This window comes from Candidatus Palauibacter sp. (assembly GCF_965216145.1).
Taxonomy (GTDB): Bacteria; Gemmatimonadota; Gemmatimonadetes; order Palauibacterales; family Palauibacteraceae; genus Palauibacter.
Map to the genome: position 1 here is coordinate 2,829,759 of NZ_OZ244149.1, position 22,041 is coordinate 2,851,799.

A 22,041-nucleotide genomic window follows, 5' to 3' on the forward strand; every position below is an offset into this window, starting at 1 on the left:
GCATGAGGGTCAACTACAGCCCGGGATACACCGTGCCGCTGCCCAACGGACACGCCTTCCCGATGGGCAAGTTCGCCGCGCTGCGCGAGATTCTGGAACGGGACGGGCTCATCTCCCCGGCGGATGTCGTCGAGCCGGGTGAGGCCTCGTGGGAGGAGTTGGCGCTCGTCCATACCCCGGCGTACCTGTACAAGCTGCGGCACGGTACGCTGGACCGCGCGGAGGTGCGGCGCCTCGGGCTCCCCTGGTCGCCCGCTCTCGTGCGGCGGTCGCGGCTCGCCGTGCGGGGAACGGTGAACGCGGCCTGGATGGCGCTCGAGGACGGCGTGGCCGCGAATCTGGCCGGGGGCACGCACCACGCCTTTCCGGACCACGGGGAGGGGTTCTGCGTGCTGAACGACGTGGGCGTCGCCGTCCGGATGCTGCGGCGGGGCGGCTGGATCCGGCGCGTGCTCGTGATCGATCTCGACGTCCACCAGGGGAACGGGACCGCCGCCGTGTTCGCCGCCGACCCCGATACCTTCACCTTCTCGATGCACGGGGAAGGGAACTACCCTTTCCGGGAGATGCCGTCGGATCTGGACATTGGGCTGCCCGACGGGACGGGAGACGACGAATACGAGGAGGCGCTGCTGAGATTCCTCCCCGAAGCGCTGGCGCGGTCGCGGCCGGATCTCGTCTTCTATCTCGGCGGGGTCGATGTCCTCGCGGGCGACCACTTCGGCCGCCTCGCCCTCACGCGGGCCGGACTCGAGCGACGGGACCGGATCGTCATCGGGACGATCTGTGGCGAGGGTCTGCCGCTCGCGCTGCTCCTCTCCGGCGGTTACGCCGCGACCCCGGAGTTGACCGCGGAACTTCATGCCGTCGCGCACCGGACGGCGTGCGAGATCGAGAGCGCGGCGTGAAGACCATCGAGTACTCCCGCCGCCAGTCGGAGCCCGCGACGGCGGAGTCCGTGCGGGAAGAGGGGGAGAGCTACTTCGCCAGCGTGACGCTCCGCCTGCCGAGCCTCGAGCCCGAGGCGGTGCTGGCGACGACGCCGATTCGCGTGCGCGGCTTCTGGCAGAGCGGCCCGCACTGGATCGCGCACGCGGCGACGGCGGCCGAGATCGACAGCCGGGAGGGCGAGCCGCCGCCCTCGGCCGGGGATGTGATCGCGTGGACGCGGAAGCGGGCCGAACGGCTGTTCGAGGCGCGCTGGGTTCACGACCTGGACAGCGAATCGCGCCGGCCGCGCCTGCACGGCGGCTTCGCCTTCGACCCGCGGCCGGCCGGCGATCGCGAGCCCGGCTTCTGGGATGTCTTCCCGGCCGCCCGCTTCGTGCTGCCCGCGTACGAGGTGGAGACGGATGACCGCGGCGCCCGGCTGACGGTGACGCGCCGCTTCGCGGCGACCGTTCCCGGCGATCAGGCGATCGACGGGCTGCGGAAGCGGGCGACGCGCACGCGGGAGCAACTCGCCGACCTCGAGCGCCGGGGCGCCGGACCGGGCCCCGTCCCCCCGGCCACGGCCTTCGACGAACCGGTGGGCCCCGAACGCTGGCGGCTGGGCGTCGAACGGATCCTCGAGCGCATCCGGTCCGGCCGCGTCCGCAAGGCCGCGCTCGCCCGCCCGCTCGACATCACACTCTCCGAACCGCCGGATTCGGCCGCCGTCCTCTCCGCCCTCCGGAGCGCGAATCCGATCGCGCACCTGTACCTGATCCAGTTCGCGCGCGATCGCTTCCTGGTCGGCGCTGCCCCCGAACTGATCGGATCGCTGCGGGGCGTCCGCTTCCGCACCATGGCCGTCGGAGGGTCGACGCCGCGCGGCGCGGACCCGGTCTCGGACGCCTGGCTCGGGCGCCAGTTGCTGCACAGCGGCAAGAACCGCGAGGAGCATCTCATCGTCGTCGAGGACATCATCAGGCATCTCCGCGCGGCGGGGATGCGGGCCGTGGAGGACGTCTCGGAGCCGGCTCTGTTGCGCCTCCCCCGCATCCAGCATCTGCGGACCGAACTCGAGGCGGAGACGCCGCCCGGGACCCACGTCCTCTCGCTCGTCGAGGCCCTCCACCCGACCGCCGCCGTGTGCGGTGATCCGCGCTCCGCCGCGCTGAAGCTGATTCGGGCCGAGGAACCGGTGGGCCGGGGGTGGTACGCGGGGCCGGTCGGCTGGTTCGACGACCGCGGGGATGGGGAGTTCGCCCCGGCGCTGCGGTCGGCCGTCTGCCGGGGTCCCCTCCTGCGGCTCTACGCCGGCGCGGGGATCGTGAAAGGCTCCCGCGCCCGCGCCGAATGGGACGAGACCCGGGTGAAGCTGCAGACGATGCTGGGAGCGCTCGGGGTCGAGCGAGTGCCGTGAGCGGGACGGGTCGGACAGCCCCCAACCGGAACACGCTGTGGGCGCGCGCGCTGGCCGACCGGCTGGCTCGCCTCGGAGTGACGCACGTCTGCGTCGGGTCCGGCTCCCGGTCGGCACCGCTGGTCGAGGCGTTCGCCGCGGACCGGCGCTTCGTCGTCCACCCGCACGTGGACGAGCGCTGCGCCGCCTTCTTCGCGCTCGGGATCGGCGCGGTGAGCGGCCGTCCGGCCACCGTCGTCACGACATCGGGGACCGCGGCGGCCAACCTCTACCCCGCGGTGGTGGAGGCGAGTCAGAGCGAGATTCCGCTGCTTGCCCTCACGGCGGACCGGCCGGCGAGCCTCCGCGGGACGGACGCGAACCAGACCATCGACCAGGTCGACCTCTACGGGCGCTATCCCCGGTTGTCGATCGATGTCGCACTCCCGGAAGCGAGCGAGGCGGGGCTCGCCCGGCTGGGCGCCGCGGTGGAGGCGGCCTGGCGTGCCGCGACCGGGGCACCGGTCGGGCCGGCCCACCTGAACCTGCAGTTCGCCAAGCCGCTCGATCCCACCCGGGCGCCGGGCGACGTGCCGCCCGGGCTCGAGGCCCGTCTGCCCGACCCGGAGGCGCCTCCCGGCGAACCCGGTCCGCCGGTGCCGGACGCCGGGGCCGAGTTGGCGGCGCTCCTGCTGGCCGCGCGGCGACCCCTGCTCGTGTGCGGCCCGAATCACCGTCCCGAGATCGGGGTCGCCGCGCTCGCGCTCGCGGCCCGGACGGGCGCGCCGCTGGTGGCGGATCCGCTCTCGGGCGCCCGCTTCGGCGCCGGCGCCCGCCATTGGACGATGGGGAGCGCGGACCTCTGCCTCGGCGACGCCGAAATCGCCGCGGCGCTGCGCCCCGACCTCGTCGTGAGGATCGGCCGCGCGCCCACCTCCGCCTCGGTGTGTCGCTACCTGGAGCGGCACGGGGACGCGCTCCAGGTCGTCCTCGACGCGGCGCACCGGTGGCGGGACCACCTCGCCACGAACTCCCGGCCGCTCACCGGCGATCCGGCCGCCACGCTCGCCGGGGCGACATCCTCCGGCGCGGGGGAGGCGGAACCCGAGTGGACCGACCGGTGGCGGGAGATCGACGCGGCGGCGTGGACGGCGGTCGCGCCCGCGCTGGCGGACAGCTGGTTCGAGGGGGCCATCGCCGCGGCCGTGGCGGAGGCGCTACCGGAAGGGACCCCCTGGTTCATCGGCAACTCGATGCCCATCCGTGACGTGGACGCCTTCGCGCGTCCGACGGACCGGCCCCTCCGCGCTCTCGGGTTCCGTGGCGCCAGCGGCATCGACGGGAACGTGAGCGGGGCGCTCGGGGCCGCGGCCGCCTCGGGACGGCCCGCCGTCGCCCTCGTCGGGGATCTCACGCTGCTTCACGACGCGGGGGCGCTCCTCGCCCGGCGTCCCGACGGCGCGAGACTCCACATCGTCGTGATCCAGAACCGCGGCGGCGGGATCTTCCACATGCTCCCGATTCGCGAGCACGACCCGCCGTTCACCCCCTTCGTCGTCATGCCCCAGCCCGTCGACCTCGGAGCGGTTGCCGCCGCCGCCGGAATCCCCCACCGTCCCGTCGCGTCGGTCGCCGAACTGAGGGCGGCGCTCGCGGAGGATCCGAAGCCGCCGCTGGGCGCCGGATCCGGGACTCCCGGCCTCCGCCTCACCGAGGCGCGCATCGACCGGCATGACAACTGGGAGCGGCGTACCGCCGTCGTCGAACGTGCCCGGGAGGCGGCGCGCGCGGCGCTCTGAAGGCCCGCCGACCCGTGCGACGAGAACTGCGAGATGTCCGAGGCGCCCGCGCCTGGAAGCCCGCAACCTGACGGAGAACCCAGCATGGAAGAGACCTTCACGCCGCCGGAGAGCGGCGTCGTCTGGCAGCCGGTCGGCGAGTACGGCGACATCACCTATCACAAGACGGACGGGATCGCGCGCATCGGCTTCAACCGCCCCGAGATCCGCAACGCGTTCCGCCCCGAAACCCTGTTCGAGATGTACGGGGCCTTCCAGGACGCGCGGGACGACGAGCGGATCGGCGTCGTGCTCCTCACCGGAAACGGTCCCTCCGCGGACGGGAAGTGGGCCTTCTGTTCGGGCGGAGACCAGCGCGTGCGCGGCGAGGCCGGGTACGTGGGGAAGGACGGGGTCGCCCGCCTGAACGTGCTCGACCTCCAGCGCCTCATCCGTTCGATGCCCAAGCCGGTGATCGCGCTCGTGGCGGGATACGCGATCGGCGGCGGGCACGTCCTCCACGTCGTGTGCGACCTCACGATCGCGGCGGACAACGCCGTGTTCGGACAGACGGGCCCCAAGGTGGGAAGCTTCGACGGCGGCTTCGGATCCTCCTATCTCGCCCGCTCCGTGGGTCAGAAGAAGGCGCGCGAAATCTGGTACCTGTGCCGCCAGTACGGGGCGGAGGAAGCCGAGCGGATGGGGCTCGTCAACAAGGTCGTGCCGCTCGACCGCCTCGAGGCGGAGGGGGTCGACTGGGCGCAGGAGATCCTCGGGAAGAGCCCGCTCGCGATCCGCTGCCTGAAGGCCGCCATGAACGCGGACTGCGACGGACAGGCCGGCATCCAGGAGTTGGCGGGGCACGCCACGATGCTGTTCTACATGACCGAGGAGGGACAGGAGGGGAGGAACGCCTTCCTCGAGAAGCGGCCCCCCGACTTCCGGCGCTATCCCTGGCGTCCGTGAAGTCGGATGGTACAGGGGCGTGGCTGGCCGGCGCCCGCCTGCGCACGCTCCCGGCGGCGGCGGGGCCCGTGCTGGCGGGCGGGGGCCTGGCGTGGGAGGCGGGCGGTTTCGCCGCGGGACCGTTCCTCGCGGCGCTTGCCGGGGCGCTCCTGATCCAGGTCGGGACCAACTTCTCGAACGACTACTCCGACTTCGCCCGCGGCGCGGATACGGCGGACCGCCTGGGCACCCCGCGCGTGACCCAGGCCGGCCTCCTCGAGCCCGGGGCCGTCCGGATGGGGGCGGCGGTTTCGTTCACCCTCGCGGCCCTGTTCGGAGTCTACCTCGTCACGGTCGGGGGATGGCCGATCGTGTGGATCGGCGCGGCGGGCATCCTGGCCGGGATCTGCTATACGGGCGGGCCGTGGCCCTTCGGCTACCACGGCCTGGGGGACCTGTTCGTGTTCGTCTTCTTCGGCCCCGTCGCCGTCGCCGGCACCGCCTACGTGCAGCTCTCGCGCTGGGCTCCGGAAGCGGTGCTCGCGGGGGCGGGGGCGGGGGCGCTCGCGACCGCGATCCTCGTGGTCAACAACCTGCGCGACCGGGAGACGGATGCGGCGGCCGGCAAGCGCACGCTGGCGGTGAGGATCGGGCCGACCGCGACGCGCGTGCAGTACTCGGTGCTTCTCGCCACCGCCGCCGCGGTGCCCCCCGTCGGCGCCGCGGCCGGGCTGTGGCCGCCGGGCGTGCTCCTCGCCTCCGCCGCGCTGCTGCTCGCGGCGCCGCCCCTCCGCACCGTGTGGAGCCACGGGGACCCGCGCGACCTCAACCCCGCGCTCGCGGCGACGGCCCGGGCCACGGGGGCCTACGGTCTCCTGTTCGCGCTCGGTTGCCTGCTGTGACCGGCTCGCCGGCTCCCGGCCCGGGGGCGCTCGGCCCGGCCTCGGGATTCTCCCTCGTCCAGCGGGACCGAGGGTGGTCCGCCGCGGAAGTTCGCGCCGCCAGCGACCGCGTCGCCGCGGCGCTCTCGGAGGCCGGGGCGGGTCCGGGCGTCGTCGTGGCGCACCAGTTCGGGCTGGACCCGGGGGGCGCCGTCGCCCTGGGGGCGATCGCGGAGGCGGGCGCGATTCTGGCGCCGGCGCACCCCGGATGGACCGACTTCGAGCGGGACGCCTTCCTCGCCGCGCTGCGGCCGGCCGCGGCGCTCACCGGCCCCGGCACGGCCTGGCCGGGGCCGGGATGGACCGACGAGGCCCTCTCGGTGCCAGGAATCGGCGAGATGATGCTCCACCACCGCCGCCCCGCCGAGCCGTTGGCGGCGACGGGCGGCGAGGCGGGCGAGGAGGCCCGCGTGGGCGTCGAGACGGGGTCGGCGGGCGGTGCGATCCTCGCCACCTCGGGGACCGGGGGCGTGTCGCGCTTCGTGGTTCACGAATGGCGGTCGCTGAGGGCGAACGCCGAGGCGGCGAACGAGCGTCTCGGCTTCGGCCCGGACGACCGGTGGCTCGCGACACTGGCCTGGGCGCACGTCGGCGGGCTGGCCGTGCCGCTCAGGGCCGCGGCCGCCGGCGCCACGGTGGGGTTCGCTTCCGTGCGCTTCGACGCCGCAACCGCCGCCCGGGCGCTCGTCGAACTCGCCATCACCCACCTGTCGCTCGTGCCGGCGATGCTGCACGGGCTGCTGGAGGCCGGCGCCCGGCCGCCGGGCTCCCTGCGCGCGGTCCTGCTCGGCGGCGCGGCGACCCCGCAGGATCTGCTCGACCGTGCGCTCGGAGCCGGGTGGCCCATCGCCCTCACCTACGGACTCACCGAGGCGGGATCGCAGGTCGCCACGGCGACCCCCCGCGAGCTCCGGGCGGCCGACCGCTCGTGCGGCCGCCCCCTGCGCGGCGTCGAGGTCCGCATCCGGCCCGCGGAGGGCCGGGACGAGACCACCCAGCCCGGGCAGCCCCCCGCCCCCGCCGGCCACATAGAGGTCCGCGGCGCCACCCTCTTCCGCAGGTACGTCGGAGACCCCGCGCGGCCCCGCGGCGACTGGTTCGCGACCGGCGATCTCGGCCACCTCGATGCGGAGGGTCGTATCCACGTGACGGGCCGTCTCCGCGACCGCATCGTCAGCGGAGGCACGAACATCGACCCTCTCCAGATCGAAGCGGTCCTCGCCGCGCACCCCGAGGTGCGCGAGGCGGCCGTGATCGGCTTGCCGGATGAGACGTGGGGCCAGATCGTGACCGCCGTGGTCGCCGCGCACGATCCTGAACTCCCCGTCCGCCTGGATGTCTGGTGCCGGGAGCGGCTCTCGGGCGCGCGCGCGCCCCGGCGCTGGGAAGTCCTCGAGCGTCTGCCCCGGACGGCCACGGGCAAAGTGGACCGTGCTCGTCTGGGAGCGCTGATCGAAGAAAAAGCAGGGAGGACCCATTGAGCACCGCCGTCGCATCGACGCTCGCCTGCCAGAAGAGCCGGTTTCAGCTCGACGAGGACGCCCACTTCCTCAACTGCGCCTATCTCGGCCCCCTGCCGCGATCGGTCGCCGCCGTGGGGGTGGAGGGGATCCGCCGCAAGCTCTCGCCGACCCCGTTCGCGAGCACGGAGTTCTTCACGGACTGCGACCGCGCCCGGGGCCGCTTCGGGCGCCTCGTCAACGCCGCCCCGGGGCGGATCGCGCTCATCCCCTCCGCGTCCTACGGCCTCGCGGTCGCGGCCCGGAACCTCCCGCTCGAGCCGGGGCAGAACATCGTCATCCTCGGGGAGCAGTTCCCGAGCAACGTCTACGCGTGGCGGCGGCGGGCGGCCGACGACGGTTGCAAGGTGCGGACCGTGGAGCGCCCCGGCCCGCCCCCCTCCGGCGCACTGTGGAACGAGCGGCTGCTCGAGGCCATCGACCCCGACACCGCCGTCGTGGCCCTCCCGCACTGCCACTGGACCGACGGCACCCGGATCGATCTCGAGCCGGCCGGACGCCGCGCGCGCGAGGTCGGCGCCGCGCTCGTCATCGACGCCTCACAGTCCATCGGCGCCGTCCCGTTCGACGTCCAGCGCATTCGCCCCGACGCGCTCATCAGCGTGGGGTACAAGTGGCTCCTCGGCCCGTACCAGACGTGTGCGGGCTACTTCGGCCCCCGTTTCGACGACGGCGTCCCGCTCGAGGAGACGTGGATTTCGCGCCGCGGCTCCGAGGACTTCCAGGGCCTCGTGGACTACACCGACGAGTACCGGGATGGCGCCGCCCGCTACGACGTGGGACAGACGTCGAACTTCATCCTCATCCCCATGCTCATCGAGGCCATGGACCTCATCCTCGCGTGGGAGCCGGCCCGGATCCTCGACTACTGCCGGGAGTTGCTGGCGGGTCTGGCGGAGGAACTGCGCGGCCGCGGATGGGCGATCGAGGACGACGCCTGGCGCGCCGGACACATCCTCGGCATCCGCCTCCCCGAGGGGTGCGACGTTGCCGAACTGGAAGCGCGCCTGGCCGCGGCCCGCGTCTATGCCTCCCTGCGCGGCGACGCCCTGCGTGTCGCCCCCAACGTCTACAACGACGCCTCCGACGTAGAGGCCCTTCGACGCGTCCTCGTGGCCTTCGGGTAGACAGGCCCGCCGCTACCGCACCACCGGGAACTTCATTACCATCGAGCCATGAAGATCCTGGGTGGGATAGACGTTCCGCAGCATCAGGTCGTCGCGCTTTGCAAGCGGTGGCGGATCGCCGAACTGGCGTTGTTCGGCTCCGTCGTGCGGGAAGACTTCGGACCGGAGAGCGACGTGGATGTCCTCGTGACCTTCCACTCCTCGGCCCGGCGGACCCTCATGGACATGGTTCGGATCGAGGAAGAGTTGAGCGAGTTGTTCGGGCGCCGAGCGGACCTTCTGGAGCGACGGGCCATCGAGAGAAGTCGAAACTACCTGCGGCGAGAGGCGATCCTCGGATCGGCAAAGACCGTCTATGCGGGATGACGACGCCTACCTTCTGGATATGCTGTTGGCAGCGCGTGACGCCGAAGAGTTCGCTTCGGATTTGACCTTCGGAAAGTTCGAACATGACAAGCTGCACCAACACGCGATCATCAAGGCGATCGAGATCATCGGCGAGGCTGCGAGCCGGGTCAGCGCCGAGACACGAGAAATGCATCCCGAGATCCCGTGGCTCGAGATCGTCGGCATGCGGAACCGACTCGTGCATGCCTATTTTGAGGTGGATGTAGAACTGCTGTGGGAAACGGTCCAACGAGACATCCCGAACCTGATATCGCTCATTGAGCCGTTGGCGCCGCCGGAAGAAGCGTAGTGGGGAACTATCCCTTCAGGCTACGGGCTTTCACGCCCGAATGAGTGGAGAAGCACCGCGCCGCTGGCGCGACTGTAGTCCGAAGCCCGCTTGGGGCAAGTTTCGCGACGGAACAGGCGAGTTCCACCCTTTGGAGCACCACTCGGCCGATGTTGCGGCGTGCTTCGAGGCCCTGCTGCGAGACCCGGTCCTACGGGGCCGATTCGAATTCGCGGCTGGCGAGGAGGGTTTCACGCGCCTCACGGAAGCCCGTCTGACCGTGATCGCCTTCCTGCACGACCTGGGCAAGTTAAACGTTGGGTTTCAATTCTCCGTCCTAAAGGATTCTGGCGCGCCGGAGAAGGTCCCTCACATCAAGGCTGGGCTCTGGGCGTGTGAACGCATGAAAGTCCTCGAGGCCCTCGGTCTTCTAGGCATGGCCGCCTGGGGCGCGGAAGCGCTGGAAGAATACCTCCGAGCAGCACTGGCCCATCACGGGATTCCGGCGCGATCTTCGGTTTCCGCGCGAGGTCCCGACCCCATCTGGCGCCCGTTCGGCGACTACGACCCGATCGCGGGCGCGGAGTTGTTGGCTCGGCGCGGGCGCGAATGGTTCCCGCAGGCGTTCGAGACGGGTCTGGATCTCCCGCGCTCGCCGGCCTTGGCACATCTATTCGCAGGAGTCCTGACGCTCGCCGACCAGTTGGGGTCGAACGAGGAGTTCTTCCCGTTCTGCCCGACAGCCGATCCCCACTACTTGGAGCAAGCCCGCCAACGGGCACGCCGAGCGATGGCCGAGTCGGGTTTCCGACGAGATGGTTGGGCCGATGAGGCCACAGCCGCGGACTTTGCCACGACCGGGGACTACCGGAGAGTCTTCGATTTCGATTGCCCGAGGCCCCTGCAACGAGCAGTAGCCGACGCTCCGATCGACTGCCCGTTACTGATCCTGGAGAGCGAAACAGGGTCGGGAAAGACGGAGGCAGCCCTGATACGCTTCGCCAAGCTGTGGAGAGCCGGACGGGTCGACGGTCTGTACTTTGCCCTCCCTACCCGCGCCGCCGCGCTTCAACTCCATCGACGAGTCCACACGGCGCTGCGGCGGCTGTTCCCAAGCCGCGCCCATCTAGAGACCGTCTTGGCGGTACCAGGCTATCTCAAGGTTGGAGAAACGCGCGGGAAGCGGGTGGGTCGGTTCGACGTCGAATGGAGAGACGATCCCGGCGAGACGACGCTGCGAGCGCGCTGGTCAGCCGAAAGCGCTCGAAAGTTCCTGACCGCGACCGTGGGGGTGGGGACAGTCGATCAGGCGTTGCTGGCCGGTCTTAAGGTCAAGTGGGCCCACTTTCGAGGCGCCTCGCTTGCTCGAAGCCTCCTCGTGGTTGACGAGGTTCACGCGAGCGATGTCTACATGACGGAGATACTCCGGACAGTGCTCCGCGACCACCTCGCGCTGGGTGGCCAGGCGCTATTGATGTCGGCTACCCTCGGTTCCAAGGCACGAGATGCGCTGGTGAGGAACGCCACCCGGCGTCGGGTCCCGCCCGGAATCCAGCAGGCCAAGTCCGAGTCCTACCCTGCGCTGACACTGGCTCGACGAGATCAGACCTCCTTCGTCCAGAGTTTCGAGCACACGGGATACACCAAGCGGGTTGCGATGACGGCCGAGCCGATCCTGGGCCAGGCGCCCCGCATTGCGGCCCGGGCGCTCCGCGAGGCGGAGCAGGGGGGCAAGGTGCTAGTCGTCCGGAACACCGTGAAGCAGGCGCAGGCCGTCTTTGCCGAGGTTTGCGCACAGGGAGGACAGGGGCTTTGCCTTCAAGTGGAAGACTCTCCCGCCGTCCATCACAGCCGCTTCGCAGTGGAGGACCGGCGGCTGCTCGATGGTGCCGTCGAGAAGACACTGGGGAAAGGAAGGGCAGCGGGCGGGCGGGTCGTGATCGGGACGCAGACCCTGGAGCAGTCGTTGGACATCGATGCTGACCTGCTCATCTCCGACCTTTGTCCCGTAGATGTTCTCCTCCAGCGAATCGGCAGGATTCACCGACACGCGGACACGGAGAGACCGGCTGGCTTCGCCGGCCCACGCTGCGTTGTGCTGGTGCCTGAAGAGGGTTTGGACTCGGGCCTCGACGGGGAGCTCCTCCGATACGGTCTGGGCATGTCCAGGAACGGGGGCATCTATCGGGACCTCCGGGTGTTGGAGCTAACCCGGAGGCTGATCGAGAAGCGACCCGAGTGGCCGATCCCCGAAACGAACCGGGAGTTGGTGGAGGAAGCGACCCACCCGGAACGGCTCGCGGCTCTCGAAGAGGAGTTGGGCAGCCGCTGGCTGGATCAGGCGAATGAAGCCGTAGGTCGAGCGGCGGCGGAACAACTGACGGCCAAGGCACATGTGCTTGATCGACGCGGGCGATTCGCGGACCTCGAGTTCTCTCCGCTGGACGAGGCCGTGCGCACTCGCTTGGGCGAGGACGGTCCGCGCATTAGACTCTCCGAGCCCGCCAACGGGCCGTTCGGTCGACCGGTCAAGACTTTCAACCTGCCGGCACACCTGTTCCGCAAGCCGCCCGGTTTCCCGTCTCGCGACGAGATCGAGTCAGCAAACCTCGACCAGACCGAAGGCGGACTACTCCTTCGTGTAGGATTGCGAGTTTTCCGATACGATCGGAGCGGGATCAGGCCGGAGACTGAGGGGAGACAAGCCTGATGGTCGAGAACGGAACTTGAGAACGCATGGATATCGTCGTCGAGGAGAGCGCCGATGACCAATCTGCTCACGGAACGGCTGATTCGCTTCCGCGCCGTGGACGGCTCGGGAACCATCGAGTCGATCCCGGGCGTGTACGAAGCGTTGATTGCCGATCGCGTCGAGTCCTTCCCCGCGCTGCGGCCGCATCAGCGGCACGCGTGGCACGCCTTCCTCGCGCAACTGGCCGTCCTGGCCCTCACACGCGCCGGGCGACAGGAACCGCCTCGACTCGCGGACGAGTGGCGACAACTCCTCCGTGAGCTGACCTCAGGCTTCCCTGACGACGAGCCGTGGCGACTCATCGTCAGCGACTCGTCGCGTCCGGCCTTCTTACAGTGCCCTGCCCCCGGAGGGCTTGCGGCGTACAAGAAACTGCTGGCGGCACCGGATGATCTGGATGTGCTTGTCACCTCCAAGAACCACGATTTGAAATCGTCCGTCGAGACTGACGGGAAGGCCGACGATTGGGTTTTCTCCCTCGTGAGTCTGCAAACGATGGGTGGGTACTTTGGTGCCGGGAACCACGGGATCGCGCGGATGAACGGGGGATACTCCTCTCGGCCCTGCCTGGGGCTTGCGCCGGCCGAGGGGGGGCTCGGCGCACATCTCGCCCACGACATCCGTCAGATGATCGAGCAGCGATCCAAGGTGCTCGATTGGTACGAAGAATACTACTCACCCGAGGATGGTATCGGGCTGGTGTGGATCGAGCCGTGGGATGGTACGGTTTCCCTCAAGCTCACCGATCTCGATCCCCACTTCATCGAGATATGCCGTCGCGTTCGGTTGATGAGGCGAGGCGAGAGGATTGTCGCCCGCACCGCTACCTCAAAGACGCGCAGAATCGCGGCGGCTGAGGCAAAGGGTGACTTGGGCGATCATTGGACCCCCGTCGCGATTGACGGGGAGACGAAGGCGCTCTCGATCACCGGCGCGGGTTTTCGTTATGACCGGCTGGCGAAGTTGGTCCTCGACCAGGACGCCTTCCGGCTTTCGCCAGCGATGTCCACGGGCTCAGCGGACGACGGTCCTTGGCGTCTCGTAGCCCGGGGCGTCGCGGCGGGTCAGGGAAAGACGGAGGGGTATCACGAACGGGCAGATATCGTCTTCGCTCCCCGGTTCGCCCGTTCCCTGCTGCGGGGAGGTGAGGAGCGCGATACCCTCGATGAACTTGCAAGAGCTCAGATCGGCGAGATCCAGGAGGTCATCCTCGCACTGCGCTTCGGCATTGCCATCGCCGCAAGCGGTGGAAAGGAAGCGAGCGCGCTGGGAAGAACCGATCGGCAGCGGGGCGTTCCGTACGCTCGGAGGCTCGAAGCGCTTGCCGATGCTCACTTCTTCGAGGCCCTCCAAGCGCGCTTCGGGGTTGCCGAGGACGTTCGAGCCGCTGTTCGCTGCCACTTCGCACGACGGCTCATCAGACACGGAGAAGCCTTGCTGAGGGAGGCCATCAGCGCGGTTCCCTGCCCGGCCATACAGCGATATCGGGCCGAAGCTCGCGCGAGGAGCGCATTTCATTGGCGTCTGCGGCGCGCCGACAGCGTCTTCAGCGACCAACCGGACATCTTCGAGACCGGACCAAAGGAGAAGTCGCATGACACTTGAACCTGTTCCGTCGGCACTTGAACCGGAGGATCGTAGCGCCGATTTCGGTTTGACGATTGTCCGTTTAGCCGCCCAGATAGCGCGTCTCAAGCCGGGGCCGGCGGCGGCGCTCCGCCGGGGGCCTCTGGAAGGCGAAGGGAGCGCGGCGTTTTGGCAGTTGATGGCGGACAACGGAATTGAGGGGAGGGCGGCCGGCGACCTGCCCCGGTGGGCCGCGATCATGCAGGCGATCGCGATACTCACGCCAAGAGGGGGCGACGAGAAGAGGCGATCCGCACACGACGGAAGCAAGCCGATGGGCGCGGCGCTCGCCGAGGCCAACATATCCGAGCTGCGACTTGCACGACTCCTCTCGGCTCGTGGCGAGATGCGTCGTGATCTGGCGGTCCGCACCTGCCGACGGCTCTCCGGGAAGGAGTCGGTCAGGTTCGACCTACGCACCCTCGCGAACTTCATGCTCCGGGAGAACGACAAGAGCCAAGCTCATTGGATCGCTCGTCATTACTACCGGATCGCCTCCAAGGCGAAGGACACACAAACAGGAGAAACCAGCCAATGACCGCTTCCCGCTTCATCCAGATCCACAGCTTGCACGGCTACTCCGCGGTGCTGCTCAACCGCGATGATTCCGGGCTGGCAAAAAGGATCGAATACGGCGGGTGGATGCGCACCCGCATCTCCTCGCAGTGTCTGAAGCGGCACTGGCGGGTCGCAGACAGCGTACATGCGCTGACCCGGATCGATGGTGCCCCCACCGCCACGCGATCGCGCGAGATCGTCACGTTGGAGGTCATGCGACCACTGCGCGAAGCCGATCACGATGAGGATGTGGCAAAAGCCGTGGAGAAGGCCTTCCAGACCGCCGTTTACGGGGACAAGGGGGACCAGCGTAGCAACCGCCAGCCGCTCCTCCTGGGCGCGCCCGAGATTGAATTCCTCGCGAAGGAGGCAAGCCGCATCGCGGCACTCCCCGCGTCCGAGGCGAAGGCCGCCGCGAAGTCGTGGGTGAAGGATTCCCGCCAGAACATGAAGGCCATGAGAGAACAGTGCCGCCTGCCTGGCGGACTCGTGGCGGCGCTCTTCGGTCGGATGGTCACTTCCGATGTGGAAGCGAACATCGACGCCGCCGTGCATGTCGCCCACGCCTTCACGGTGCACCGCGAAGAGAGCGAGAGCGACTACTTCACGGTGGTCGACGATCTTCGTCGGATCGAGGATGACCCCGGGGCCGACCACATCGGAGAGACGGAACTCACGTGCGGCCTGTTCTACGGATACGTCGTTGTCGACCGGGACATCCTGCTTAGGAACCTGGCCGGCGACAGCGAGATGGCGGGTGAGGTATGCCGGCGCCTCATCCACCTCATCGCCACCGTGACGCCCGGAGCCAAGCTGGGTTCGACCGCGCCCTACGGCTACGCGAGTTGGCTGATGGCGGAAGCCGGCGACCGTCAACCGCGCAGTCTCGCGGAGGCCTTTCGGAGTCCCTGCCGCGCTACGACCCAGGCCGCCGAGAGCGCTCTGAGCGGGCACCTCGAGCGTCTCGACGAGACGTATGAGACGGGTGAGGCGAGGAGGGCCATGAGTCTCAACCGAGCGGCAATGCCCCGTGCCGAACTCATCTCACTCACGGGGCTCGCGGATTGGGCGGCCGACGTCATGGAACGAGGGCACGCGTGATGCGGTGGATGCACTTGAGATTCGAAGCACCCCTTGCCTCGTTCGGAGGAGAGGCGATCGATGCTCGTGGGGTGATACGCGACTTTCCCGCCCAGTCCATGCTTACAGGGCTCTTCGGAAACGCGCTCGGCTGGACACGTGCCATGAAGGCGGAGCACCAAGTGCTGCAGGACCGCATCGTGTTCGCCGCCGCGCATGACGAGGATCCAGATTTGCGGCGCGTCACAGACTACCAGACAGCGCAACTCGGCAAGGCTGACAGGGCTTGGACGACGAGGGGGATGCCGATGGGACGCGCGGGTGGTGCTCAAACCTATTCGGGGGCACACCAGCGCTGGCGGGATTACCACTCGGACCTGCGGCTCTCCCTCGTCGTGCGTCTTGACCCTGCCGAGTCGACGCCGACGCTGGAACAACTCGCGGACGCCTTGAAACGGCCCGCCCGCCCGCTGTTCCTGGGCCGGAAGCCGTGCCTCCCCTCGGCCGAGATCTTTCGCACTTGGGTGGCCGAGGCCGATGCACGCTCCGCACTCAGTGCGGTCCTTCCGGTCGGCAGGGAGTGCTACGCGATCTGGCCACACGCGGAGACTCCGGAAGGGGCGCACGCGACAAGACTCATTACCGATGAACGGAACTGGGCGGGCGGCGGCCTGCACGGCGGAGCGCGGCGCGTCTGCATGGGCCGTGTAGCTGGACGGGAGAACCCGCGATGACGCACATGGTGTATCTGCCCTTCAGCTATGCGGCGCTGGGTCAGTGGAGCGGCAGACGACGCCTCATGAGGCAGGGGGTCTTCGATGAGGGATACGCGCTCCACGTTCTGCTGAGCGGCGTCTTCGGCAAAGGCGTGTTGCAGCCCTTCCGAACCTTCCGACCGTCGAGGGCCCAAGAGGCCACTCTCTACGCATATTCGGACCTGGAGGAGAGGACCCTTCGGGCTGTTTCGGAGGTGGCTGCACCGCCAGACTGCCTTGAAGTCATCGATGTTGCCGGACTCCGGGCAAAGCCAATGCCCGCGCGTTTCTCGGTCGGACAACGTTTGGGGTTCGATATTCGCGTTCGCCCCGTACGTAGACTCGCTCAAAACCTGCCGGACTCTCAATCGGCTAAGGTGATCCGCAAGGGGAGCGAAATCGACGCCTTCAGACTGGAGTTGTTACGCCGATCTCCCAACGGATGGAAAGATCGGGAGGTGGCTCCAGAGGCGGGCATCTCCCGCGAGGAAGTTTACGCCAAGTGGTTGGCAGAACGGCTCACGGGCGCAGCGGCGGTGGACCTTCATTCGTGCCGCCTTGCGTCCTTCCGCCGGCTCCGGGTCATCCGCGGCGATGGGTGTGGTCCAGAGGGGCCCGATTCCGTCCTTCACGGCGAGTGTGTCGTCGAGGATCCTGCGGCCTTCGCCGCCACACTCGCCAAAGGTGTCGGGAGACACCGGGCCTACGGTTACGGCATGTTGATCGTCCGTCCGCCGGACACGTCTCCCCGAAGCGGATAGCTGCTCATGCTGATCGGACGCTTGGGGCTCGATACAGCTCGGATCCCGCATGCTGATAGACACGGACTACTATGGCTAGCCCGGGGGGCGCTCACCGTACGAGATGGTACGCTATCTTTCGAACGGGTGGAGATGGCCTCGTCGAGTGATGCGATGGAGCCGGGACGTTACACGATTCCGTTCCAGGGTGTCTCGATGATCCTTCTGGGGCCGGGTTCGACGGTCAGCCACGACGCGCTCCGGCTCCTTGCGCGGCACGGTACCGCTCTCGCGGCCGTCGGGGTTGACGGGGTTCGAATGTACACCGCACCGCCGCTGATTTCCGGTCGGTCCGGCCTTGCGAGGATCCAGGCTCGATACTGGGCGGATCAGGAGGTCCGCCTGGACACGGCCCGGCGTATGTATGCCTGGCGCCTTGGAGAGGTGTTCCCCCACCACAGCATTTCTGCCCTGCGAGGCATGGAGGGGGCACGCATGAGGGAGACATACCGCCTCATCGCGCAGCAGGTGGGCATTGAGTGGCGCGGGCGTCGCTACAATCGACAGCGGCCGGCCGCCGCCGACGTGCCGAATCAAGCGCTAAACCACGCCTCAAGCGCGGTAGAGGCAGCGGCGGCGGTTGCGGTTGCGGCGACCGCGACGATCCCCCAACTCGGCTTCATCCACGAAGAAGCCAGCCAATCGTTCGTCCTCGACATTGCCGACCTTTTTCGCGATTCGGTCCTGATTCCGGCCGCGTTTCGCGCAGCCAAGCAGGCCGCTCGAGGGGCGTACGCGGATATAGAGCGACTGGCCAGAAAGGAAACCGGAGCCACCCTCAGTAGAACTGGAACTATCCCCAAGATGATCGCCCGGATCAAAGAACTGTTTCCCGACAATCCGGACTGAGTCAAATGCCAGCGACTGTGGTGGTGACGCGAGATGTCGAAGCTCGGTATCGGGGTTTCCTCGCATCCGTGATGCTCGAAGTGGCTCCTGGCGTCTACGTCGGTTCGGACATCTCCAAAGGTGTCCGCGAGCGGATATGGGCGGTACTGACCAAGTGGTTCAGTTTTCTCGGACGCGGTGCGATAACGATGCTGTACCCCGATGCTTCTGCCCCTGGTAAGCTCAGGATCCACCAACTGGGAGACCCTCCGAAGGAAATCTGGGATGCGGATGGAGTGCTCCTCGTCAGGCATGGCCCGCCCGACGAGTCCGAACTCGCGCTTTGTGCGCTAGAAGACCCCGACTCGGAATGAAACGGAAAACCTTACACAATAGCTTCGAATGATTTGCACATAAAGAGGCTCCCCCGCGCGGGCGGGGATAGGCCGCTGATCGTCTCGCCCACCGCCAGCCCGATATCGGCTCCCCCGCGCGGGCGGGGATAGGCCGCGGTGGCGCGCCGCGTCACGGCCCAAGAAGCCGGCTCCCCCGCGCGGGCGGGGATAGGCCCCGGGCAACATGGGCGGCCCAGAGCTCTTTCGTGGCTCCCCCGCGCGGGCGGGGATAGGCCCTATTCGTCGGATGCTGGTGCGTCGGTGGGTCAGGCTCCCCCGCGCGGGCGGGGATAGGCCGCTGGCGGCAGGTGCGGGCGGGCGCTTATGCGGGGCTCCCCCGCGCGGGCGGGGATAGGCCTGGCGGACCGCTATTTCGCCGCGCTGCGGGAGGGGCTCCCCCGCGCGGGCGGGGATAGGCCCCGTTAGGTATTTCGGCAAGTCGTTTGGTGACAGGCTCCCCCGCGCGGGCGGGGATAGGCCCGGTTTTCGCCCGATTTCTAACGGTTTCAAGCCGGCTCCCCCGCGCGGGCGGGGATAGGCCCTCCCGGCATTGAGTGCCAAGCAGACACCGAACGGCTCCCCCGCGCGGGCGGGGATAGGCCCCGTCACACTCAGCGCCGACACCGTACGCGAGAGGCTCCCCCGCGCGGGCGGGGATAGGCCGTAGAGTAGAGAGGGGTTGTAGAGCGTTGTGTGGGCTCCCCCGCGCGGGCGGGGATAGGCCCCGTTAGAAATCCGGGCAAAACCGTTAGCTGGGGGCTCCCCCGCGCGGGCGGGGATAGGCCGCTCCATCGGGTCGCTCGAGGATGGCGACCTCGGGCTCCCCCGCGCGGGCGGGGATAGGCCCTGCATGGTCGTGTCAGCACGGCCCAGCGGACCGGCTCCCCCGCGCGGGCGGGGATAGGCCATCTCATGACTCGACACGCGGTGCGAGGGAAGTGGCTCCCCCGCGCGGGCGGGGATAGGCCCACGCCATCCCAGCCAACGCCGTGACCGCCATCGGCTCCCCCGCGCGGGCGGGGATAGGCCCGCGTCATTTGATAGGGTCTCGTTCCCTCGCCCGGGCTCCCCCGCGCGGGCGGGGATAGGCCCGTTCGACCCGCCGTTCGAGGACGTCCCGACGGGGCTCCCCCGCGCGGGCGGGGATAGGCCGCTGATTGGGTCGGTCATACTGTTCCCCCTTTTGGCTCCCCCGCGCGGGCGGGGATAGGCCCCCGCAGTACAGCGGCAACATCTGGCTGGAGAAGGCTCCCCCGCGCGGGCGGGGATAGGCCCGTATGGAGAGATGGAGGGACGGCCCCCTTGTAGGCTCCCCCGCGCGGGCGGGGATAGGCCGCTGCTCCGCACGGTGCCGGATCGGGGCCGGGTGGCTCCCCCGCGCGGGCGGGGATAGGCCCTCACGATCCCGATGGACACAGTGACTGCCTGCGGCTCCCCCGCGCGGGCGGGGATAGGCCCGTCTGCGGAGAGTCCATCGCGCTGGTGGGGTAGGCTCCCCCGCGCGGGCGGGGATAGGCCCAATCCCGCCGCCACCACGATGGATGATGGCGAGGCTCCCCCGCGCGGGCGGGGATAGGCCCCGGATCAGGTCGCGCTCCGGCCCGCGCATCCAGGCTCCCCCGCGCGGGCGGGGATAGGCCCTGTCCGGGGTGGAGACGGCAAGCTGGAGCGTGGGCTCCCCCGCGCGGGCGGGGATAGGCCCAGGACCGAGTACGCGCGGTATGCGCTGCTCGGGGCTCCCCCGCGCGGGCGGGGATAGGCCCGTCAGCCAACAAGGCAGTCACACTCTTCAAGGGGCTCCCCCGCGCGGGCGGGGATAGGCCCTCCTGCCGGGGCGCGCCAGTGTGCCGCAGTTCGGCTCCCCCGCGCGGGCGGGGATAGGCCCGAGAATCGTGAAGTGATTGGACGCTGGGTCTCGGCTCCCCCGCGCGGGCGGGGATAGGCCGCGTTGAGTTACCGGGCGATGCCCTGTCGAGCAGGCTCCCCCGCGCGGGCGGGGATAGGCCCCGTTGGGAACGTGACCTCCGGGATCTCGAGCAGGCTCCCCCGCGCGGGCGGGGATAGGCCTCACCATCGCGCTGAGGGTCTCCGCTGAGGAGCGGCTCCCCCGCGCGGGCGGGGATAGGCCCCCTAGACAGGTCGCAAGGCCAGAAACGTGACAGGCTCCCCCGCGCGGGCGGGGATAGGCCTCCCAAGTACACGGGGATGGCTCTGGTCCAGAAGGCTCCCCCGCGCGGGCGGGGATAGGCCGGACATGGATGTAGTTCAGTACAGCCCGCGGCCGGCTCCCCCGCGCGGGCGGGGATAGGCCGTTCAAGCCGGCCGTCCCCGTGGACACTGGCGCGGCTCCCCCGCGCGGGCGGGGATAGGCCCGATCGCTCCTGCTCGACCACGATGCGAAGCGTGGCTCCCCCGCGCGGGCGGGGATAGGCCCCAGTCTCCGGGGACGGGTCGGTCGGCGATCCGGGCTCCCCCGCGCGGGCGGGGATAGGCCCGCGGGATCGTGTTCTTCCGCTGGACGCGACTCGGCTCCCCCGCGCGGGCGGGGATAGGCCCTCACCCACTCACTCAACGGAGTCCACGATGACGGCTCCCCCGCGCGGGCGGGGATAGGCCCGTCACGGACGTGATCGAGCACCTTCAGGAGCGGGCTCCCCCGCGCGGGCGGGGATAGGCCGTACGACGAGGCCGGGACGCCGATCCTCCTCGAGGCTCCCCCGCGCGGGCGGGGATAGGCCCAATACGGAGATACCGACCCCGGCATCGACGCAGGCTCCCCCGCGCGGGCGGGGATAGGCCCCGGAGATCGCTTCGCCGCCATCGTCAGGCTCGGGCTCCCCCGCGCGGGCGGGGATAGGCCTCGAAGTTGTCGCCATCGCCGCCCTCCTCGACCGGCTCCCCCGCGCGGGCGGGGATAGGCCGGTCATGACGCTGAGCGGGTCTCCCGGGTGTGGGGCTCCCCCGCGCGGGCGGGGATAGGCCGCCGAAGGACCTGATGATGATCCCGGCCCGGGTGGCTCCCCCGCGCGGGCGGGGATAGGCCCCCATACTACGAAGACGACATGGTCACCATCTAGGCTCCCCCGCGCGGGCGGGGATAGGCCCGTGAGGAAGGCGCTCGAAGCCCTGTCCGCGGCGGCTCCCCCGCGCGGGCGGGGATAGGCCCGATGGGCAAGACATCCAGAGACAAGGGAAAAGGGCTCCCCCGCGCGGGCGGGGATAGGCCCGTGCGCTACATGCTTCTGAGTCGGCGACGCTTGGCTCCCCCGCGCGGGCGGGGATAGGCCGCTGATCGAGCCGTTCGTCAAGGCGGGCTGCCCGGCTCCCCCGCGCGGGCGGGGATAGGCCCCGTAGCGGATCCCGGGGACGACCAGCGTAAAGGGCTCCCCCGCGCGGGCGGGGATAGGCCCACGATGACGCCGTCCGTCCTGGGCGAACCGATGGCTCCCCCGCGCGGGCGGGGATAGGCCCCACCCGAAGCGGGCCAAAACGGGGAGCAGGGAGGCTCCCCCGCGCGGGCGGGGATAGGCCCCTCGTTTCGATGGTTATCGCTGTACTGGATGGGGCTCCCCCGCGCGGGCGGGGATAGGCCTCCTAGCCGTCCTACACCCCTCGAAGTCCGACGGGCTCCCCCGCGCGGGCGGGGATAGGCCCTCGTTGTGGCGTAGCGTCTTATGGGTTTCCAGGGCTCCCCCGCGCGGGCGGGGATAGGCCGGGCTCACTCGCCCGGAGTGGTCGGACCTCGTGGGCTCCCCCGCGCGGGCGGGGATAGGCCTGTCCGCGAGCCGACGACGACCGGCCAGTCCACGGCTCCCCCGCGCGGGCGGGGATAGGCCCCGTTGCGTGTTCGTCGGGCCCGGGGTGGAGCTGGCTCCCCCGCGCGGGCGGGGATAGGCCATCACGAGATCCGCGTAAGGCGGGCGCGGCTCCGGCT

The 22,041-nt window shown here is 69.7% G+C and carries 17 protein-coding genes and 1 CRISPR repeat array (1 of these 18 cut by a window edge); all 17 genes read left to right on the plus strand.

The window, feature by feature from the left end:
- Positions 1-2 precede the first annotated feature (2 nt).
- The 17 genes from ACOOHF_RS12070 to cas2e all read left to right on the plus strand — a co-directional run bounded on the left by ACOOHF_RS12070 (position 3) and on the right by cas2e (position 18,086).
- Entirely contained in the window at positions 3-908 is a 906-nt protein-coding gene (locus ACOOHF_RS12070) for a histone deacetylase (protein ID WP_420461869.1), read from the plus strand.
- Positions 905-2,347 (plus strand): isochorismate synthase, encoded by a 1,443-nt coding sequence (locus ACOOHF_RS12075; RefSeq protein WP_420461870.1) that lies wholly within the window; start codon positions 905-907, stop codon positions 2,345-2,347. The genes ACOOHF_RS12070 and ACOOHF_RS12075 overlap by 4 nt, the downstream gene beginning before the upstream one ends.
- Entirely contained in the window at positions 2,344-4,125 is a 1,782-nt protein-coding gene (gene menD, locus ACOOHF_RS12080) for a 2-succinyl-5-enolpyruvyl-6-hydroxy-3-cyclohexene-1-carboxylic-acid synthase (protein ID WP_420461871.1), read from the plus strand. The genes ACOOHF_RS12075 and menD overlap by 4 nt, the downstream gene beginning before the upstream one ends.
- A gap of 84 nt (positions 4,126-4,209) precedes the next feature.
- Positions 4,210-5,070: a 1,4-dihydroxy-2-naphthoyl-CoA synthase gene (gene menB / locus ACOOHF_RS12085; RefSeq protein ID WP_420461872.1), complete on the plus strand. Its 861-nt coding sequence runs from the start codon at positions 4,210-4,212 to the stop codon at positions 5,068-5,070.
- Positions 5,058-5,951: a 1,4-dihydroxy-2-naphthoate polyprenyltransferase gene (locus ACOOHF_RS12090; RefSeq protein WP_420464368.1), complete on the plus strand. Its 894-nt coding sequence runs from the start codon at positions 5,058-5,060 to the stop codon at positions 5,949-5,951. The genes menB and ACOOHF_RS12090 overlap by 13 nt, the downstream gene beginning before the upstream one ends.
- Positions 5,948-7,471, plus strand: a complete 1,524-nt coding sequence (locus ACOOHF_RS12095) for a class I adenylate-forming enzyme family protein (RefSeq protein ID WP_420461873.1) — start codon at positions 5,948-5,950, stop codon at positions 7,469-7,471. Before ACOOHF_RS12090 ends, ACOOHF_RS12095 begins: the two co-directional genes overlap by 4 nt.
- Positions 7,468-8,637 carry an aminotransferase class V-fold PLP-dependent enzyme gene (locus ACOOHF_RS12100; RefSeq protein ID WP_420461874.1) on the plus strand — a complete coding sequence of 390 codons (1,170 nt, stop codon included), beginning with the start codon at positions 7,468-7,470 and terminating at the stop codon, positions 8,635-8,637. Before ACOOHF_RS12095 ends, ACOOHF_RS12100 begins: the two co-directional genes overlap by 4 nt.
- Positions 8,638-8,685: 48 nt before the next feature.
- The gene (locus tag ACOOHF_RS12105) at positions 8,686-9,003 is read left to right on the plus strand and encodes a nucleotidyltransferase family protein (protein WP_419935102.1); all 318 of its coding nucleotides are present in this window, start codon (positions 8,686-8,688) and stop codon (positions 9,001-9,003) included.
- The gene (locus tag ACOOHF_RS12110) at positions 8,993-9,334 is read left to right on the plus strand and encodes a DUF86 domain-containing protein (RefSeq protein ID WP_420461875.1); all 342 of its coding nucleotides are present in this window, start codon (positions 8,993-8,995) and stop codon (positions 9,332-9,334) included. The genes ACOOHF_RS12105 and ACOOHF_RS12110 overlap by 11 nt, the downstream gene beginning before the upstream one ends.
- Positions 9,335-9,374: 40 nt before the next feature.
- Positions 9,375-12,023 carry a CRISPR-associated helicase Cas3' gene (gene cas3 / locus ACOOHF_RS12115; protein ID WP_420461876.1) on the plus strand — a complete coding sequence of 883 codons (2,649 nt, stop codon included), beginning with the start codon at positions 9,375-9,377 and terminating at the stop codon, positions 12,021-12,023.
- Between the two features lie 54 nt (positions 12,024-12,077).
- Positions 12,078-13,670, plus strand: a complete 1,593-nt coding sequence (gene casA / locus ACOOHF_RS12120) for a type I-E CRISPR-associated protein Cse1/CasA (protein WP_420461877.1) — start codon at positions 12,078-12,080, stop codon at positions 13,668-13,670.
- Positions 13,660-14,229 (plus strand): type I-E CRISPR-associated protein Cse2/CasB, encoded by a 570-nt coding sequence (locus ACOOHF_RS12125; RefSeq protein WP_420461878.1) that lies wholly within the window; start codon positions 13,660-13,662, stop codon positions 14,227-14,229. The genes casA and ACOOHF_RS12125 overlap by 11 nt, the downstream gene beginning before the upstream one ends.
- Entirely contained in the window at positions 14,226-15,350 is a 1,125-nt protein-coding gene (gene cas7e, locus ACOOHF_RS12130) for a type I-E CRISPR-associated protein Cas7/Cse4/CasC (protein WP_420461879.1), read from the plus strand. The genes ACOOHF_RS12125 and cas7e overlap by 4 nt, the downstream gene beginning before the upstream one ends.
- A gap of 8 nt (positions 15,351-15,358) precedes the next feature.
- The gene (gene cas5e / locus ACOOHF_RS12135; RefSeq protein ID WP_420461880.1) at positions 15,359-16,063 is read left to right on the plus strand and encodes a type I-E CRISPR-associated protein Cas5/CasD; all 705 of its coding nucleotides are present in this window, start codon (positions 15,359-15,361) and stop codon (positions 16,061-16,063) included.
- Positions 16,060-16,845 carry a type I-E CRISPR-associated protein Cas6/Cse3/CasE gene (locus tag ACOOHF_RS12140; protein ID WP_420461881.1) on the plus strand — a complete coding sequence of 262 codons (786 nt, stop codon included), beginning with the start codon at positions 16,060-16,062 and terminating at the stop codon, positions 16,843-16,845. The genes cas5e and ACOOHF_RS12140 overlap by 4 nt, the downstream gene beginning before the upstream one ends.
- A 6-nt stretch (positions 16,846-16,851) precedes the next feature.
- Positions 16,852-17,733, plus strand: coding sequence for a type I-E CRISPR-associated endonuclease Cas1e (gene cas1e / locus ACOOHF_RS12145; protein WP_420461882.1), 882 nt, complete (start codon positions 16,852-16,854; stop codon positions 17,731-17,733).
- 5 nt (positions 17,734-17,738) lie between these two features.
- Positions 17,739-18,086, plus strand: coding sequence for a type I-E CRISPR-associated endoribonuclease Cas2e (cas2e, locus tag ACOOHF_RS12150; RefSeq protein WP_420461883.1), 348 nt, complete (start codon positions 17,739-17,741; stop codon positions 18,084-18,086).
- A 46-nt stretch (positions 18,087-18,132) separates the two neighbouring features.
- Positions 18,133-22,041: a CRISPR direct-repeat array (repeat unit 28 nt; unit sequence GGCTCCCCCGCGCGGGCGGGGATAGGCC) (it continues 650 nt past the right edge of the window).

Excerpts from the sequence above, each read along its gene's own strand:
- ACOOHF_RS12070 (WP_420461869.1), top strand. The coding sequence starts at position 3 with ATGAGGGTCAACTACAGCCCGGGATACACCGTGCCGCTGCCCAACGGA.
- menB (WP_420461872.1), top strand. The coding sequence starts at position 4,210 with ATGGAAGAGACCTTCACGCCGCCGGAGAGCGGCGTCGTCTGGCAGCCG.
- ACOOHF_RS12105 (WP_419935102.1), top strand. The coding sequence starts at position 8,686 with ATGAAGATCCTGGGTGGGATAGACGTTCCGCAGCATCAGGTCGTCGCG.
- ACOOHF_RS12110 (WP_420461875.1), top strand. The coding sequence starts at position 8,993 with ATGCGGGATGACGACGCCTACCTTCTGGATATGCTGTTGGCAGCGCGT.
- cas3 (WP_420461876.1), top strand. The coding sequence starts at position 9,375 with ATGAGTGGAGAAGCACCGCGCCGCTGGCGCGACTGTAGTCCGAAGCCC.
- casA (WP_420461877.1), top strand. The coding sequence starts at position 12,078 with ATGACCAATCTGCTCACGGAACGGCTGATTCGCTTCCGCGCCGTGGAC.
- ACOOHF_RS12125 (WP_420461878.1), top strand. The coding sequence starts at position 13,660 with ATGACACTTGAACCTGTTCCGTCGGCACTTGAACCGGAGGATCGTAGC.
- cas7e (WP_420461879.1), top strand. The coding sequence starts at position 14,226 with ATGACCGCTTCCCGCTTCATCCAGATCCACAGCTTGCACGGCTACTCC.
- cas5e (WP_420461880.1), top strand. The coding sequence starts at position 15,359 with ATGCACTTGAGATTCGAAGCACCCCTTGCCTCGTTCGGAGGAGAGGCG.
- ACOOHF_RS12140 (WP_420461881.1), top strand. The coding sequence starts at position 16,060 with ATGACGCACATGGTGTATCTGCCCTTCAGCTATGCGGCGCTGGGTCAG.
- cas1e (WP_420461882.1), top strand. The coding sequence starts at position 16,852 with ATGCTGATCGGACGCTTGGGGCTCGATACAGCTCGGATCCCGCATGCT.
- cas2e (WP_420461883.1), top strand. The coding sequence starts at position 17,739 with ATGCCAGCGACTGTGGTGGTGACGCGAGATGTCGAAGCTCGGTATCGG.